Genomic DNA, 16,241 nt, shown 5'->3' on the forward strand with positions numbered 1-16,241 from the left:
TTTTCATTTTTCTTTACCCAGTAGGTTTCAGCCAAAGTTATTTCCTTATCCTCTTGATTTACTATTTTATGTATGATTTTAGTGCTGTTTTCTTCATTAAATATTTCTGCTTTAGATTTTATGGTGTCTCCATAAAAGCATTCCTTAAGATAATCTATTTTTATATTTTTTAAAAAGCTATTTTTCACTATATTAAGAGGCACTGCTTCTATAAGCCAGTCCAGATATTTAACGTTATTTACATGGGTATTGGTATCAATATCTGTATATCTTACCGTAAAGGTCCTTTCCTCCGCTGCGTCAGTAAGCCTTTGAAGCTTGTAAAGCTTGATTTCCTCTTTAATATCCCCTTCTGCTCCATAGGCGGCATAAAAGTCCTCAGGAATTCTAACCGGTCTTCTTCTTTCATAGTTTATAAGAAGAAATACCGCTTTACCTTCTGCTATTTTTTCTCCTCTGCTGTTTTCTGCATAAAAATTTCTATAGGCATAGAACTTCTTAAAACCATAAGCTTCTGTGGTAATCTTTATTTTTTCATTTAAAATTCCATATTTAAATATTTCTATATCATATTTATACAAAACCCATGCCAGATTCTTTTCCTTTAAATACTCCAGCCCTACGCCGCACTTTTCAGAGTGAGCCATTGCCATATCTCCGAAGTAATTTAAAAGAGCGGTGGGAAGGAGTCTCTGCTTGTAATCCACCTCATAATATCTCACTTCATATTCCTTAACAAAGCTGTTTTTATTCATGAGTTTTCCTCCTTAACAAAGAAACGTATACCTCTATTATACAGAGGTATACGTTAAAAGTCTTTATAGGCTATCAATTTAATTGCTGAAGCATCATATCTAAATCAAGTCCATGGACCATAGCTGATTCCTCTAGAGTTTCTACCTGAGAGGCGGGGCAGCCTACGCATCCGAGGCCCATTTCCATCAGCACATCTATAGCATCAGGGTACATCATAATTATATAGCCTATGGTCATATCCTTCGTTATTTCCATGTAATCATCCCCAAAAATATTTTTCTTACTATTTGTAAGTTATACCTACATTATAATACAAATGAGGATAATTATCAATTACAATTATCTTCTTTAATTAAGCACTGCTATAATTCCTTATCATAGCGGTAAAAATCTTCAGGCCTCCTCTGAAAATGGATTATACCTCTGAATATATATCCGGATCTTGTAAATATATTTTGAGCAATTTTATTTAATGAATAGGTATCCGTTTTTATGTAGTTTATTCCCTTATCCATCGCCAGATCATCAGCAAAACTTAAAAGCTTATAAGCTATTCCTCTTCCCTGACTTTCAGGATTAACAGCAATCCTATGAATAATTAGAGCCCTTCCCTGTCTTCTCCAGGGTATATCCCCATATTCCTCTGCTTCATCCTCATTTACGCATACTACTCCTTGGATTTCTTCATCCTCACAGTATACATATAAATTATCTTCTTCAATATCCTTTAAATAATCCTCTTCTTTGGGATAATCCTCTCCCCATTGGTCATTCCCCTGCTGATTCATTTTTAAAACCGCAGCATTAACTATAATCATAATCCTCTCAATATCCTCTTTGATAGCTTTTCTTATCATATAACCTCCTGAAAAACTAAGTTTATAATCTCTGCTTCTTAGATATCCCCCACTCTTATGGTTTGATTCCTTTTAGGTCCTACAGAAATAACAGAAACTTTTGTCCCTGTAAATTCCTCTATCCTCTTTAAATACTTTTTAGCATTTTGAGGAAGCCCTTCATAGCTTTCTGCCTGTGTTATCTCTTCTCCCCATCCTTCAAATTCTTCATAAATAGGCTGGCACTCCGCTAAATCCTCCAGGCTTGCAGGAAAGTAGTCAATTATTTTATCTTTAAATTTATAACCTATACATACCTTGAGCTTTTCTAGGCCTGCAAGGGTATCCATTTTTGTCACTGCAAAGCTGGTCAAGCCTGAAACTCTGGCAGTGGTTTTAAGAATTACAAGATCAAGCCATCCGCACCTTCTGGATCTGCCTGTAGTTACTCCGTATTCATGGCCTCTTTCTCTTATCCAGTCTCCTGTGGCATCTTCAAGCTCTGTGGGAAAGGGTCCTTTTCCCACCCTTGTAGTATATGCTTTAGCTATACCTATTGCCCTTGAAATCATAGAAGGACCAATTCCTGTTCCGCTGCTAACACCTCCTGCAGTGGTATTGGAGGAAGTTACATAGGGATAGGTGCCGTAGTCTATATCCAAAAGCATTCCCTGGGCTCCCTCAAACAAAACGCTGCTGTTATCTTTTATTTTCTCGTATATAAGTACAGAAGTGTCCTTAACATAAGGCTTTAATCTTTCACTGTATTCCATATACACATCAAAAACTTCCTTAAAATTTAAAGCCTCGCCCCCCAGTACCTGAGTTATATATTTATTTTTTAAAGACAGATTTTCTTTAAGCTTTTCTTCAAACACATCCTTATTCATAAGATCGCAGATTCTTATGCCGGATCTTTCGAATTTATCAGTATAGCATGGTCCTATACCCTTTCCGGTAGTGCCTATTTCATTTTTACCTCTAGCCTTTTCCTTCAGTTTATCCAATGTTTTATGATAAGGCATAATAACATGAGCCCTGTCACTTACAGCAAGCTTTTCAGGAGTTACCTTAACCCCTAGATTTTCAAGATAATCTATTTCGCTGAATAAAGCTTCAGGATCCACCACAACACCGTTTCCTATAACATTAAGCTTATGGTCATATAATATCCCTGAAGGTATTAAATGAAGCTTATACTGTCTGTTTTCAACCTCTACGGTGTGTCCTGCGTTGTTTCCCCCCTGATACCTTACTATCACCTCTGCTTCCTCAGCTAAATAATCTGTCATCTTGCCTTTTCCTTCGTCTCCCCATTGCGCTCCTAAAACTATAAATGTTGTCATAGCTTTCCTCCTTATAAACAGCATTAAATTTTAATGCCTGAATAGTTTAGCAAAACTACAATCCACCCTATTACCCTATAGTTATAATATCTTCTGTTTTTTATTATTAATTCCCTCAAGGTCAGCTTAAATTATAAATAAATACTATCAAAGATGAATTGAACAGTCAAAAGTTGTATAATTATGGTATTAAATATATTTATTTACACGGAGTGTTTTATGAAAAAATTTTTTAAGTCTTTACTGATTTCTGCCGGATACATAGCAATCCATTTTGCATGTATGGTATTTATATTTTTTTCCTCTACTGTGTTTAGTATACTTTCATCTATTAAATACAATTACAGTCTGTCCTACCAAGACTTTAATAATTAGATTATGCAGATATCTGGAATTCTATATTTACTTATGGCTTTACTATCCCTGCTCTTTTATAAATTAATATTTAAACTGAATAAAAAAAGCTTTTTTAAATCATTAAATATAAGAAAGCTTTCCATTAAACTCTCACTGCTTCTGGTTTTATTCACCATAATTTTTTCAATTTTTGATCTTACTCTGATAAACCTCATTTATCCAATGTTTCCCGGCTATGCCCGGGTAAATGAAACTATAACAGGCATCACTCAAAACTTTTCCGGAATTTTAGCTGCGGTGATTATAGCCGCCGTCTTTGAAGAAATCCTCTTTAGAGGTCTTGTTTTTAAAGAGCTATCTAAAGGGATGAATATTTCAGCAGCTATAATACTTCAGGCACTGTTTTTCGGTCTAGCTCACGGAAATAAGCTTCAATTCATATATGCCTTTTATGGAGGAATTATTCTTGGTTTAATATATTACTGGACAAACTCCCTGGCAGCACCTATATTAGTCCACTTCCTTTCTAATTTATTAGGAGGAGTTGTATTGCGCAGAGTACTTTATTATTCCTCTTTTATGATTTATGTTTATCTTATAGCCGGAGGAGTATTGAGTATTTTACTCCTTATATATATTTATAAAAACAAGCCACAGAAGCCTATAAGTTTTATAGAAGAAAGTTCTTCTGTCGAAAGATGTCAATAAATAATTGCCATAAATTAGTTAAAAAATCGTTTACAATAAATTAAGTATTAAATATAATATAATTAGACGAATATGGTTAACCCATAAATAGAGGCGCAGGTAAATAGTGTAGCTTAAAGATGTTAAGGAGAAGAACCTTCAAAGCTTTAAGCAAAGGGTTTATCTGCCGAAAGTCAGGATGAGTTCTTTTGTCCTGCCTTGGAAATAAAGTACACAGCTTTATTTTTGCCGTAGGTTACGGAGCGCTATTTATGTAATGAAATTACTTCATTGCATGGATAGCAAATCTTAAATAAGTCTATCCAGGCACTGATGATTTCAGTGCTTTTTCTTTTCTTTCAGCTAATCTTAAAAACAGTTAAAAGCCACCCAGGGAATGTTTCTTAATATAAATATATCACTATTTGTTAAATTTTTAACAAATATAAAAGGAGGTTTATTATGAAAGCGGTTATTAAAGTAAGGATGAGCCTTCAGGATGCTCATTATGGAGGCAACCTTGTAGATGGAGCCAGAATGCTTCAGCTTTTTGGAGATGTTGCCACAGAACTACTCATAAGGAATGATGGAGATGAAGGACTTTTTAAGGCTTATGACAGCGTAGAGTTTATGGCTCCGGTTTATGCCGGAGATTTCATTGAAGCCACAGGAGAAATTATATCTTCAGGAAAATCCTCAAGAAAAATGGCATTTGAGGCAAAAAAAATAATCATTCCAAGACCTGATATAAATGACTCCGCTGCAGAACTTTTAGAAGAACCGGTAGTTGTGTGCAGAGCCAGCGGTACCTGCGTAGTACCTGTGTCCAAGCAACGAAATAAGGAGGTTTTATAATTTGGAAAAGCTTATAATTACGGCAGCTATCTGCGGTGCTGAAGTTACAAAAGAACATAATCCAAGTGTTCCCTACACCGTGGAGGAAATTGCAGAAGAAGCATATAAGTCCTATAAGGCAGGAGCAAGCATAATCCACCTTCATGTGAGGGAGGATGACGGAACTCCTACCCAAAGTAAAGAAAGATTCAGTAAGTGCATTAACGCCATTAAGGAAAGATGTCCTGATGTCATCATTCAGCCATCTACCGGAGGAGCTGTAGGAATGACCAATGATGAAAGGCTTCAGCCTATAGAGCTTTTACCTGAAATGGCAACTTTAGACTGTGGAACCTGTAACTTTGGAGGGGATGATATCTTCATAAACACAGAGAACACTATAAAGTACTTTGGAAAAAGGATGATAGAGCTGGGCATAAAACCGGAGCTGGAAGTCTTTGATAAGGGTATGATCGATATGGCTTTAAGGCTTCAGAAGAAAGGTTATATAAGCATTCCCATGCATTTTAACTTCGTTATGGGAGTAAACGGCGGAATTTCCGCTTCACCCAGAGATTTAGTGTTTATGGCAGGAAGCATACCTGAAGGCTCCACCTTTACCGTTTCCGGTATCGGAAGAAATCAGTTTACCATGGCGGCTATGTCAATAATAATGGGTGGACATGTAAGGGTAGGCTTTGAAGATAATGTTTATATTTCAAAAGGAATTCCTGCTTCCTCCAACGGGGAGCTGGTGGAAAAGGTAGTGAGGCTTGCTAAGGAGCTTAATAGGGAAATAGCATCTCCTGAGGAAGCAAGAACAATTCTAGGCTTAAAATAGATTTTTTCATTATTATAAGTAAAAATCTATATAATAAAATTTTCATATTAGGGGGAATTATTTATGAAAAAGGGTTGCAAATATGGTACACATAGGGTTTTAGAGCCACAGGGTGTTTTAACCCAGGCCGCCTATAAAATCGATAACAGCATGGAGATATACTCAAATGAACTCTTAATAGATGTTCAATCTCTAAACATAGACTCTGCAAGCTTTACTCAAATTGAGGAGGAAGCTCAGGGCAATGTTGAAAAGATAAAGGAAAAAATACTTTCCATAGTTAATGAAAGAGGAAAGATGCAGAATCCCGTTACAGGTTCCGGCGGAATGCTTATAGGTACCGTTGCCGCTATAGGGGATGACCTTAAACACAGGGATTTAAAGGTTGGAGACAAAATAGCTTCTTTAGTATCCTTAAGCCTGACTCCATTAAAAATATATGAAATCCTGGATGTAAAAAAAGACATAGACAGAGTGGATGTAAAAGCTCAGGCTGTTTTATTTGAAAGCGGAATTTATGCAAAGCTTCCTTCAGATATGTCAGAGCCCTTAGCACTGGCAGCTTTGGATGTAGCAGGAGCTCCTGCTCAAACCGCAAAGCTTGTTAAACCCGGCGACAGTGTACTTGTTTTAGGAGCTGCAGGTAAATCCGGAATGCTGTGCTGCTATGAAGCCATGAAGAGAGTAGGTCCTACAGGAAACGTTATAGCTATGGTTAGAAAGCAGGCACAGGCTGATAAGCTTCTATCCTGGGGATTATGCCATAAAGCCATAGTATCCAATGCTACTGCTCCTATTGATGTGCTAAACAAAACCTTAGAAGCCAATAAAGGCAGAGAGGTGGATATATCCATAAGCTGTGTAAACATACCTAATTCAGAAATGTCCTGTATTCTCCCTGTAAGGGATAACGGTATTGTATATTTCTTCTCCATGGCAACCTCCTTTACTAAGGCAGCTTTGGGCGCTGAAGGAATAGGCAAAGATGTGAACATGATAATAGGAAACGGATATACTAAGGATCATGCTGAGATAACCCTTTGGGAGCTGAGAGAAAGCGCCACCTTAAGGAAGATATTCGATGAGATGTATCTGTAAAACGGGAGGAAGATTATGAAAGTTAATAGGCGCTTTGAATTATTTAAAGATGTACCCAATGAAGAGTGGCAGGACTGGAAGTGGCAGATAAGAAACAAGGTGGAAACTTTAGAGGAATTAAAAAAATATCTTCCCCTCACTAAAGCTGAGGAGGAAGGTGTAAAGGAATGTCTCGGCACCTTAAGAATGGCAATAACACCTTATTATTTATCCTTAATAGACCCTCAGGATTCTCATGATCCAATAAGAAAACAGGCGGTTCCTACAGCTTTAGAACTTAAAAAATCCTCGGCGGATTTATTAGATCCCCTTCATGAGGATACTGATTCTCCGGTTAAAGGCTTAACCCACAGATATCCTGACAGGGTGCTGCTTCTGCTTACAGATCAATGCTCAATGTACTGCAGACACTGCACAAGAAGAAGGTTTGCCGGTCATACGGACTCACCTCTTCCCATGCCTCAGATAGAAAAAGCCATAGAATATATAAAAAATACCCCTCAGGTTAGGGATGTGCTTTTATCCGGCGGTGATGCTCTCACCTTATCTGATGATAAGCTTGAATATATCATTAAAAAGCTTAGGGAAATTCCTCATGTGGAGATAATAAGACTGGGTAGCAGAATTCCTGTGGTTCTTCCTCAAAGGATTACAGAGGATTTAGTAAATATGCTGAAAAAATACCATCCCATTTGGATAAATACTCATTTTAATCATCCTAATGAAATAACCGAAGAAGCTAAAGCTGCCTGTGCAAGACTTGCGGATGCAGGAATACCTCTTGGAAACCAATCAGTTTTGTTAAAAGGAGTAAATGACTGCGTTCATGTTATGAAGGAACTAGTACATGGATTAGTTAAGATAAGGGTAAGGCCTTACTATATTTATCAATGCGATTTATCCTATGGCCTTGAGCATTTCAGGACTCCTGTATCTAAGGGGATAGAAATTATTGAAGGTCTTAGAGGACATACCTCCGGATACTGTGTTCCAACCTATGTGGTGGATGCTCCCGGAGGAGGAGGTAAAACTCCTGTTATGCCTAACTATGTAATATCCCAGGCTCCTGGAAAGGTAATATTAAGAAACTTCGAAGGGGTTATAACCACCTATACTGAGCCGGAAAGCTATAAGGAAGAATGTCACTGCGAATACTGTACCAATGAAAAGTCTTCTTCACTTATAGGTGTTGCTTCTCTTATTAAGGGAGACAGATTATCTTTAGAGCCTGAAAATCTTTCCCGTAAAAATAGAATAACCAGCAAGGAAATAGAGCTTAATACTATATAAATATACAAGGAGGGCTGCTGCATGAAACCTTCACTGAGAAGTTTAATAAAGGATTATAATTCAATTTCTATTATGGGTATGTGTAAAAATGCCGGTAAAACAGAAGTCTTTAATTATATATTAAAAGAAACCTCTAAAGAGGATATAATCCTTGGAATTACTTCTATAGGAAGAGATGGTGAAGAGGTAGATGCAGTAACCCTCACTAAAAAACCCAGAATTTATATTAATAAAAACACAATATTAGCTACAGCAAGACAGAGCCTTTCACAGTGCGACTTTACCAAGGAAGTGCTGTACACTACAGGAATAAATACACCTATGGGAGAAATAGTCCTTCTTAAGGCTTTAAGTTGCGGATATGCTGACCTCTCAGGGCCCTCCACCTTATTTGAGCTTTCAGAAGTTATGAATAAACTAAAGGAGCTGGGCGCTTCCAAACTGCTTATAGACGGAGCCTTAAGCAGAAAATCCCTTGCCACTCCCAATATAACCGACGGATGTATCTTAGCAGCAGGAGCTGCTTTAAACAGCAGCATGGAAAAGGTAATAGATGATACAGTACATACCGTTAGATTATTTTCCCTAGATGCCATAAAAGACAGCAGAGTAAAAGCTATAGCAGAAGCTCATGGAGAAAATAATGTGGTGGTAATAATTGATAAGGATTACCATACTAAAAAGCTAAGTGTAATCAGTTCTCTCCATTCTTCTAAGGAAATCCTTGAAAATCTAGAGTCCTCCAGCCGCTATATCGTGATTAACGGCTCGGTTACAGACAGGCTTTTAATGGATTTATTCTCTGTAAGGGAACTGTTAAAAGATATTTTTATAATAATAAAAGACAGCACAAAGCTTATGGTTTCCAAAGAGGTCTTTGAAAAGTTTATGCTTACCGGAGCAAGGATAGCGGTTTTAAGAAGAATCAATCTTCTGGCTGTAACTATTAACCCCACCTCCCCCTCCGGTTACGAATTCAATGGAGAAGTATTTAAAGACTCATTAGAAAAAAGCTTATCAGTACCTGTTTTCAATATATTTAGTGAATAGGCACAAAATTTAAGCTGTAAGGAGGTATATATATGAAGTTCTTATCACACAGTATTCTTGAAGCTTCAGGCTTTAATTTTGTATTTAATGAATTTACTCCTTTAACCCCTTATGGTATAAGCTTAAAAAAGTCTCTCCCCATATTTATGCCCGGGGAGGAGCATAAGCTGCAGCAGCATTTTTTACTTCTTGAAAAACTTATAGAGGATATGAAGGATAAAACCAGTCTATATAATGAGCTAAAACTCTGCTTTATGAAATTTAAAGATATATCAGGTACTATAAGGCTCTGCAGAAATAACGCCGTGCTGGATGAAGTAGAGATTTTTGAAATTAAAAACCTATGTATAAATATAATAGAATTTCAAAATCTCTTTGAAAGTCTTAATTTAAAAAAACTGATGAGTATAGAAAAGCTTAAGGATGTTAAATCAGTACTTGAACTTTTAGATCCGGAGGATAAAAAGCTTCCTACCTTTTTTATATATGAGGGCTACAGCCCTAAGCTTAAGGATATAAGAAGCAGAAAAAAAGATGTAGAACAGAGGATATTCAATTCTCCTCCTGAGGAGCTTCAAGAGCTTAAGTCACTTAGACTAAGCATAGTAAATGAAGAGCTCCAGGAAGAACTTCTCATAAAGGAGCAGCTTTCCTATGAGCTTCATCTTCTAATAAGTGATATTACAGATAATCTAGCACTCATAGGGGAACTGGATATACTTATTGCAAGAGGAAATTTAGCTTTAAGATACAAGGGAGTAAAGCCGGAACTAACCAAGGATCTTTCCATAGATATATCCTCTGCAGTAAATCCTTTTGTAGAAAAGCTTTTAAAAGTTAAAGGAAAAAGCTTCAAGGAACTTTCCATAAAGCTGGAGGGAGGCTCAACGGTAATTACCGGAGCAAATATGGGAGGTAAGACTGTAGCATTAAAGACTCTGGTGCTTAATATAGCACTGGTGCATTATGGATTTTTTCCTTTCTGTAAAAGCATAAGGCTCTGTCTGTTTAACTTCATTTATTTTAGTTCCGAAGATAAACAGAGCTTATCAAAAGGCTTAAGCAGCTTCGGTGCTGAAATAATGGAGATTAATGAGGTGCTTGCCTTATGTAATAGACAGAGAGGATTTATAGCTTTAGATGAATTTGCCAGAGGTACTAATCCTAAGGAGGGCTCCATACTCCTTCGCTCTCTTACCTCTTATTTAAACAGCTTAAACAGTATAGCTGTCATTGCAACTCATTATGACGGCATAGCAAAGGAAGCAAAAGCTCATTATCAGTGTGTGGGGTTAAAAAAGACTGATTTTAACTCTTTAAATGAAAAGATTAAAAATTCAAGGGAAAATTCAGTGGATATACTTCAGGAATATGTAGATTTTACCTTAGAAAAGGTATCTGCCTCCTCCGATGTGCCAAGAGATGCTCTGAATATATGCAGGCTTTTGAATTTTCCTGAGGAGATATTAAACAAAGCGGTAAAACTTTACGAAAAGGGGGATTAAAATATGGAAAGTAAATTGAACCTTGATTTTAAAAAGGTAGAAAAAGCTAGAAATTATGCAAAAAATATAGCTCTGGAATCTCAGGAGTTTATAGAAAAGCATACTACCACCACAGTGGAAAGAGCGGTATGCAGACTTTTGGGGATAGACGGAGTAGATGCTTTTGGGGTTCCTTTAGCCAATCTGGTAGTGGAAAACATATCTAAAGGAGGAGGTTTACCTTTAGGTGCTGCTTATTTTATTGGAAATGCTATGGCAGAAACCTCACTGACACCTCAGGAAATCGCAGAAAAGGTATCTAAAGGAGAGCTTGACTTAACCAAGATAAAGCAGGAGGATATCTTTAATATAAAGCTTGCTATTAAGCCTATAGTAGACAACACTATAGAGAGGATTAAAAATAACAAGGCTGAAAGAGAAGCTTATCTTGAAAAATATGGAGATAAATCCGGTCCTCTTATCTATGTAATAGTTGCAACAGGAAATATATATGAGGATATAATTCAAGCTAAGGCTGCAGCAAAGCAGGGTGCAGATGTAATTGCAGTAATAAGGACTACCGGTCAGAGCCTTTTGGATTATGTTCCCTATGGAGCAACGGTAGAAGGCTTCGGAGGAACCTTTGCCACTCAGGAAAACTTCCGCCTAATGAGAAAAGCCTTAGATGAGGTTGGAGAGGAATGCGGAAGGTATATAAGGCTGTGCAATTACTGTTCAGGGTTATGCATGCCGGAAATAGCAGCCTTAGGAGCGGTGGAAAGATTAGATGTTATGCTTAATGATGCTCTTTACGGTATACTCTTCAGGGATATAAATATGAAAAGAACCATGATAGATCAGTTCTTTTCAAGGGTTATAAACGGCTTTGCAGGAGTAATAATAAATACCGGTGAGGACAATTATTTAACCACTGCTGATGCTGTGGAGGAAGCCCATACGGTACTGGCTTCTCAACTTATAAATGAACAATTTGCCCTATTAGCAGGACTTCCGGAAGAGCAAATGGGGTTAGGCCATGCCTTTGAGATTAATCCTGATTTAAAAAACGGATTCCTATATGAATTAGCCCAGGCGCAGATGGCAAGGGAGATATTCCCCAAGGCTCCTCTTAAATATATGCCTCCTACAAAGTTTATGACAGGAAACATATTTAAAGGACATGTACAGGATGCCCTGTTTAATATGATCACCGTAATGACTTCTCAAAGAATTCACCTTTTAGGAATGCTTACAGAAGCAATCCATACCCCTTTTATGTCCGACAGAGCCTTAGCTATAGAAAATGCTAATTATATAGGAAATACTATGGCAGACTTAGGAGATGAAATAACCTTTAAAAAGGACGGAATCATGGATAAGAGAGCTGAAGAGGTGGTTGATAAGGCCTGTGCTCTTCTTGAGGAAATCCAGGAGGAAGGCTTATTCAAAACCCTTGAAAAAGGCATATTTGCAGGAATAAAAAGACCTATAAACGGCGGTAAAGGCTTAGACGGCGTTATTGAAAAGCATGAAAGCTACTTTAATCCCTTTATCCAGCCTATGATGAGGAGGGATTAATATGAGCAGCGGATTATATTCCACTAATAAGAAGGAATTCGATAAGACTTTAGATTATTCAAAGCTTAAACCCTACGGAGACACCATGAATGATGGCAAGGTTCAGCTGTCCTTTACCCTTCCTGTATCAGATGGAGACAAGGCTTGTGAAGCAGCAAAGCTTTTAGCTAAAAAAATGGGATTGGAAGAGCCTAATGTTGCTTATCATAGTCCTTTAGATAATGACTTTACCTATTTTGTGGTTTACGGAAGCATAAATCATACTGTAGATTATAATTCTATAAAGGTACAGTCTGTAGATGTTGATAAAATGTCTATGGAAGACATAAATGAATATATCAAAGACAATATAAAGAGAAAAGTAGTGGTTTTAGGAGCTTCCACCGGCAGTGATGCCCATACTGTAGGCATAGATGCCATTATGAACATGAAGGGCTATGCAGGTCATTACGGACTGGAAAGATATGAGATGATAGAAGCCTATAACCTCGGCAGTCAGGTATTAAACGAGGAATTCGTTAAAAAAGCTATAGAACTTAAGGCTGATGTGCTTTTAGTTTCTCAAACGGTAACACAGAAGAATATCCATATTGAAAACCTCACGGAGCTTGTAGAGCTTTTAGAGGCAGAAGGTATAAGACATAAGGTTGTGTTAATCTGTGGCGGTCCGAGAATCACCCATGAGCTTGCAAAGGAGCTCGGTTACGATGCCGGCTTCGGTCCCGGCAAGTATGCAGATGATGTAGCATCCTATGCTGTCACTGAAATAGTAAACAGAAAACTAATTTAATCCTTAAAATAAATCATGAAATTAAAAGCAATTAAATTGTACAAAATTTTATGTACAAGTGCTTTAATAGTAATTATAGGTATTTATGCCGGAATTTATTATTACAACAATAATATAAAATTAAATGTGCAGCATATAACTATATAAATCAAAAGTCTAATTTACAGGCACAATAAAGAAGTAAAGAGAGGCTTTATAAAGCCTCTCTTTACTTCTTTATTACTTCTTAAATTTAACCTTCACTGCCTGATTGGCTCTTTTTAAGCATTTCTATCAAATCTATTCCTGTAGTTGCCTTTATGGTTTCGGGGAGCTTGCTCATTATATCTGTAACATACCCTGTCACCTTTGCTGCTCCCCCGCCTGAAGCGGTACTTCCACTATCCATAATAACTATCTTTTCTGTCTTGGAAAGAGGCTCCGCCACTGCTTTAGCTATATCAGGAAGCTTTTCTATAATCATTTGAGCCATAGCTGCATCATTATACAGCTTATAGGCTTCTGCCTTCTTAACCATAGCCTCTGCTTCTGCCTTTCCCGTTTCTCTTATAATTTCAACCTTTGCCATACCTTCAAGCTTCATAGCTTCAGCTCTTGCCTGTCCTTCCAGCTTTATGCTTTCAGCCTTAGCCTGAGCCTCCTGTATAGATTCAAACTTAATAGCTTCAGACTGCTTCTTTACAGTACCATCAAGCTCTTTTTCCTTTCTTAAAGCCTCCTGCTCTGCAAGCTCTATTTCCTTTTCCTTCTTAATTATTTCTACCAGCATAGAGGTTTCGGTAACCTCCTTCTTAACCTTGTTAGCCTCTATTTCGTAAGCTAGGTCCGCCATAGCCTTTGCAGTTTCCTGCTCCTTTCTATAAGCCTGTACCTTTAACTCCTTATTTTTCAAGGATTCTGCCACGAAGGTTTCTGCTATAAGCTTGGCAGCCTCTCCTTCCTTAAAGGCTTCTGATGTCTTTATCTTTGTTTCCTTTTGTGCTTCTGATTCAGCAATTTCAGCATCTCTCTTAACCTCAGCTATCCTTCCCTTTCCTAAAGCCTGAAGATACCCATTATTATCTGATATATCCCTTATGGTAAATGCCTTTATTTCCAATCCCATCTGACCCAAATCTATAGCTGCAACTTCCTGAGCCCTTGATGCAAATTTTTCTCTGTCTTTATAAATTTCCTCTACGGTAAGCTTAGAAACTATCTCTCTTAATTTTCCTTCTAATACATCCTTTGAAGTATCTTTAATTATATCTATAGTTTTATCTTCATTTCCGGTGTTAAACTGCTCTACTGCTGCTAAAACTGACTCTAAATCGGACTTTACCTTTATTACAGCCACACCATCTGCTGTAATTCCCACTCCTTGTTCAGTTAAAGCATTTCCTATTCTTATTTCAATTTTCATATTTTCTAAGGATATTCTGTCTACCCTTTCCAGTATAGGAATTACTACTCCTCCGCCTCCGGAGATAACTCTCTTTTTTAATCCTGTAACTACCACTGCTTTGTCCTGCGGAACCTTTTTCCACATAGATAATAGACCTATAATTACAATTATTATTACTGCAGCTATAATTACAGGAATCAAAAAATCTGAATTCATAAACCTTCCCCCTTTATATTGTAAAATTTATATAATCCATAAAGGATTATTTCTGCATTACATAACACAAGTTATCCTCAATTTTTATGATTATAACTGTGAGTCCCTGATCTATCCTCTCTCCTTCTATACTTTTTGCAGGAGATGTATAGGTATTTCCCTTATAGCTGTAGCTTATGGTTCCATAGCTCTTTTCCAGAATAGGGCTTATCACTAGAGCTTCTCTTCCAATAAATTCAGCCTTCTCACCTGCACTTGTATTTTGTGACTTATAAAGAGGGACTATTATAAATTTATTTATTATATAAGCTGTTAAAAAAGCAGAAAGAAGCGAGATACTTAACCCTAAATACCAGGGCAGCTTATTCAATGTCATCAATCCTATACCTCCGAATATAGTGCAGAAGGAAATTATAACTGATGGCTTTAATGAGGAAAGAACACCTTCAAAACTGCCTTCTCCGCTAATATCGAAGCTATCAAATATTCCTCCCAGCACAAAGGTTATAATCGTATAAACTACCCCTATGCAAAAAAATAAGTAATATACTGACCTCATTATTACCCACCCCTTACAATATATATTTATTATACCATAATATGTATTTAATAGGATATTATGTTTAATATATTTTATTAACACTATGGGTATCTTCAAAATATAATGATTATGTAATAATATATGGAAAGGTGCTTATGGATATAAATAGAAAGATTGCTCCTAAAAGGTATGACTTTAAGTCCGTAGAAAATATCAGCTCCGATCAGCTGCAGCAGCATTATAAGCTTTATATAGGCTACATCAACAAATTCAATGAAATAAACTCAGAAAGCAGAAATGCCTCTGATTATCCCGACAGCAATCCAACTTACAGTAAAATGAGATGCTTAAAGCTTGGAGAAAGCTATGCTTTAGACGGTGTAAAGCTCCACGAGCTTTATTTTGAAAATCTCACCAATCATTCCTGCTGTGCAAGCAAAGAACTCATGGCTTTAATAAACAGAGACTTTATAAACTATGATAACTTTATTGAATATTTTAAAAATGCCGCTTTGGCTATGAGAGGCTGGGTGATACTTACCATAGATCCTCTTACAGACTCTCTTTTAGTTATAGGCTGTGATGCCCATGATGTGGGAGCTATATGGAACTCCTACCCCCTTTTAGTGCTAGATGTATATGAACATGCCTATATGATTGATTTTGGTATAGACAGAAAAGCTTATATAAATGCTTTTATAAAAAATATAAACTGGAATGTAGTAAACAAAAGGCTTCAGCAGTACTTAAACATGAAAAACTCACAAATGCAGATGAGAAAATATCAGTGATATAATTATAATAAAAGTGAGAAGAATATGAATCTCCTCACTTTTATTACTTCGTCTTCCAGCTTACATTTGTTTCAAATTACATAATTTTTACAAGTCTCTATAATAATTCCAGATACAAAATACTCCAAAAAAGACCATCCGGAATATCATAGGTTATATTCACACCATACAAAACAGAGACTTAAAAATAAATCTCTTTAGAATATTGTTCATTGCCTTAATACTTATCATCATGGGTAATTTCCTTATGTGCATTATAAGCGCCAATAAAAGAAAGAATACTTGAAATTCCATGTAAAATTGGGAGGACAATTATGGTAATTAACAATATAAAAAAGCAGTACACTTTTATTAAAATG

Annotated in this window: 16 protein-coding genes and 1 riboswitch; of the genes, 10 read left to right on the forward strand and 6 right to left on the reverse strand. The window is 36.7% G+C overall.

Going from position 1 to position 16,241, the window contains the following annotated elements:
* From TA89_RS15675 to TA89_RS15690, 4 genes are all read right to left on the reverse strand, one after another.
* On the reverse strand, positions 1-755 hold a 755-nt coding region (locus TA89_RS15675), incomplete at its 3' end, for an acyl-[acyl-carrier-protein] thioesterase (protein WP_040214721.1).
* Positions 756-828: 73 nt separating this feature from the next.
* A complete protein-coding gene (locus TA89_RS15680; protein ID WP_040214722.1) occupies positions 829-1,011 on the reverse strand; it encodes a DUF1858 domain-containing protein in 183 nt (60 codons plus the stop codon).
* 107 nt (positions 1,012-1,118) lie between these two features.
* Positions 1,119-1,613, reverse strand: coding sequence for a GNAT family N-acetyltransferase (locus TA89_RS15685; protein ID WP_040214723.1), 495 nt, complete (start codon positions 1,611-1,613; stop codon positions 1,119-1,121).
* Between the two features lie 38 nt (positions 1,614-1,651).
* On the reverse strand, positions 1,652-2,938 hold the full coding sequence (locus TA89_RS15690) for an adenylosuccinate synthase (protein WP_040214724.1): 1,287 nt from the start codon (positions 2,936-2,938) through the stop codon (positions 1,652-1,654).
* A gap of 378 nt (positions 2,939-3,316) precedes the next feature.
* On the opposite strand from TA89_RS15690, the gene TA89_RS17840 reads away from it, so the two are divergent.
* The 9 genes from TA89_RS17840 to kamE all read left to right on the forward strand — a co-directional run bounded on the left by TA89_RS17840 (position 3,317) and on the right by kamE (position 12,947).
* The gene (locus tag TA89_RS17840) at positions 3,317-4,003 is read left to right on the forward strand and encodes a CPBP family intramembrane glutamic endopeptidase (RefSeq protein WP_082023985.1); all 687 of its coding nucleotides are present in this window, start codon (positions 3,317-3,319) and stop codon (positions 4,001-4,003) included.
* An 80-nt stretch (positions 4,004-4,083) separates the two neighbouring features.
* Positions 4,084-4,259: riboswitch (Lysine riboswitch) on the forward strand.
* 185 nt (positions 4,260-4,444) lie between these two features.
* Positions 4,445-4,837 carry a 3-aminobutyryl-CoA ammonia lyase gene (kal, locus tag TA89_RS15700; RefSeq protein WP_040214725.1) on the forward strand — a complete coding sequence of 131 codons (393 nt, stop codon included), beginning with the start codon at positions 4,445-4,447 and terminating at the stop codon, positions 4,835-4,837.
* Between the two features lies 1 nt (position 4,838).
* The gene (gene kce / locus TA89_RS15705; RefSeq protein WP_040214726.1) at positions 4,839-5,657 is read left to right on the forward strand and encodes a 3-keto-5-aminohexanoate cleavage enzyme; all 819 of its coding nucleotides are present in this window, start codon (positions 4,839-4,841) and stop codon (positions 5,655-5,657) included.
* Between the two features lie 63 nt (positions 5,658-5,720).
* On the forward strand, positions 5,721-6,755 hold the full coding sequence (gene kdd, locus TA89_RS15710) for an L-erythro-3,5-diaminohexanoate dehydrogenase (protein WP_040214727.1): 1,035 nt from the start codon (positions 5,721-5,723) through the stop codon (positions 6,753-6,755).
* 15 nt (positions 6,756-6,770) lie between these two features.
* Entirely contained in the window at positions 6,771-8,045 is a 1,275-nt protein-coding gene (gene kamA / locus TA89_RS15715) for a lysine 2,3-aminomutase (RefSeq protein WP_040214728.1), read from the forward strand.
* Positions 8,046-8,066: 21 nt separating this feature from the next.
* Positions 8,067-9,095 carry a lysine 5,6-aminomutase reactivase subunit KamB gene (gene kamB / locus TA89_RS15720; protein WP_040214729.1) on the forward strand — a complete coding sequence of 343 codons (1,029 nt, stop codon included), beginning with the start codon at positions 8,067-8,069 and terminating at the stop codon, positions 9,093-9,095.
* A gap of 32 nt (positions 9,096-9,127) precedes the next feature.
* A complete protein-coding gene (kamC, locus tag TA89_RS15725) occupies positions 9,128-10,600 on the forward strand; it encodes a lysine 5,6-aminomutase reactivase ATPase KamC (protein WP_040214730.1) in 1,473 nt (490 codons plus the stop codon).
* A 3-nt stretch (positions 10,601-10,603) separates the two neighbouring features.
* Complete coding sequence (gene kamD, locus TA89_RS15730) at positions 10,604-12,157, forward strand: lysine 5,6-aminomutase subunit alpha (protein WP_040214731.1); 1,554 nt, start codon at positions 10,604-10,606, stop codon at positions 12,155-12,157.
* Between the two features lies 1 nt (position 12,158).
* Entirely contained in the window at positions 12,159-12,947 is a 789-nt protein-coding gene (gene kamE / locus TA89_RS15735; RefSeq protein WP_040214732.1) for a lysine 5,6-aminomutase subunit beta, read from the forward strand.
* 232 nt (positions 12,948-13,179) lie between these two features.
* On the opposite strand, the gene TA89_RS15740 is transcribed toward kamE, so the two are convergent.
* Together TA89_RS15740 and TA89_RS15745 are read right to left on the reverse strand one after the other, a co-directional pair.
* Complete coding sequence (locus TA89_RS15740) at positions 13,180-14,547, reverse strand: flotillin family protein (protein ID WP_040214733.1); 1,368 nt, start codon at positions 14,545-14,547, stop codon at positions 13,180-13,182.
* A gap of 46 nt (positions 14,548-14,593) precedes the next feature.
* Positions 14,594-15,106, reverse strand: a complete 513-nt coding sequence (locus TA89_RS15745; protein ID WP_040214734.1) for an NfeD family protein — start codon at positions 15,104-15,106, stop codon at positions 14,594-14,596.
* A 137-nt stretch (positions 15,107-15,243) separates the two neighbouring features.
* Between TA89_RS15745 and TA89_RS15750 the strand changes: the two genes are divergently transcribed.
* Positions 15,244-15,879, forward strand: a complete 636-nt coding sequence (locus TA89_RS15750; RefSeq protein ID WP_040214735.1) for a superoxide dismutase — start codon at positions 15,244-15,246, stop codon at positions 15,877-15,879.
* Positions 15,880-16,241 lie beyond the last annotated feature (362 nt).

This window comes from Clostridium polynesiense (assembly GCF_000820705.1).
Lineage (GTDB): Bacteria > Bacillota > Clostridia > Clostridiales > Clostridiaceae > Clostridium_AA > Clostridium_AA polynesiense.

What these genes read in the sequence shown, in the direction of transcription:
- TA89_RS15740 (WP_040214733.1), bottom strand. Translation starts at nt 14,547, where the DNA reads ATGAATTCAGATTTTTTGATTCCTGTAATTATAGCTGCAGTAATAATA.
- kamD (WP_040214731.1), top strand. Translation starts at nt 10,604, where the DNA reads ATGGAAAGTAAATTGAACCTTGATTTTAAAAAGGTAGAAAAAGCTAGA.
- kal (WP_040214725.1), top strand. Translation starts at nt 4,445, where the DNA reads ATGAAAGCGGTTATTAAAGTAAGGATGAGCCTTCAGGATGCTCATTAT.
- TA89_RS15750 (WP_040214735.1), top strand. Translation starts at nt 15,244, where the DNA reads ATGGATATAAATAGAAAGATTGCTCCTAAAAGGTATGACTTTAAGTCC.
- kamA (WP_040214728.1), top strand. Translation starts at nt 6,771, where the DNA reads ATGAAAGTTAATAGGCGCTTTGAATTATTTAAAGATGTACCCAATGAA.
- TA89_RS15745 (WP_040214734.1), bottom strand. Translation starts at nt 15,106, where the DNA reads ATGAGGTCAGTATATTACTTATTTTTTTGCATAGGGGTAGTTTATACG.
- TA89_RS15690 (WP_040214724.1), bottom strand. Translation starts at nt 2,938, where the DNA reads ATGACAACATTTATAGTTTTAGGAGCGCAATGGGGAGACGAAGGAAAA.
- kamE (WP_040214732.1), top strand. Translation starts at nt 12,159, where the DNA reads ATGAGCAGCGGATTATATTCCACTAATAAGAAGGAATTCGATAAGACT.
- TA89_RS15680 (WP_040214722.1), bottom strand. Translation starts at nt 1,011, where the DNA reads ATGGAAATAACGAAGGATATGACCATAGGCTATATAATTATGATGTAC.
- TA89_RS17840 (WP_082023985.1), top strand. Translation starts at nt 3,317, where the DNA reads ATGCAGATATCTGGAATTCTATATTTACTTATGGCTTTACTATCCCTG.
- kamB (WP_040214729.1), top strand. Translation starts at nt 8,067, where the DNA reads ATGAAACCTTCACTGAGAAGTTTAATAAAGGATTATAATTCAATTTCT.
- kdd (WP_040214727.1), top strand. Translation starts at nt 5,721, where the DNA reads ATGAAAAAGGGTTGCAAATATGGTACACATAGGGTTTTAGAGCCACAG.
- TA89_RS15685 (WP_040214723.1), bottom strand. Translation starts at nt 1,613, where the DNA reads ATGATAAGAAAAGCTATCAAAGAGGATATTGAGAGGATTATGATTATA.
- kamC (WP_040214730.1), top strand. Translation starts at nt 9,128, where the DNA reads ATGAAGTTCTTATCACACAGTATTCTTGAAGCTTCAGGCTTTAATTTT.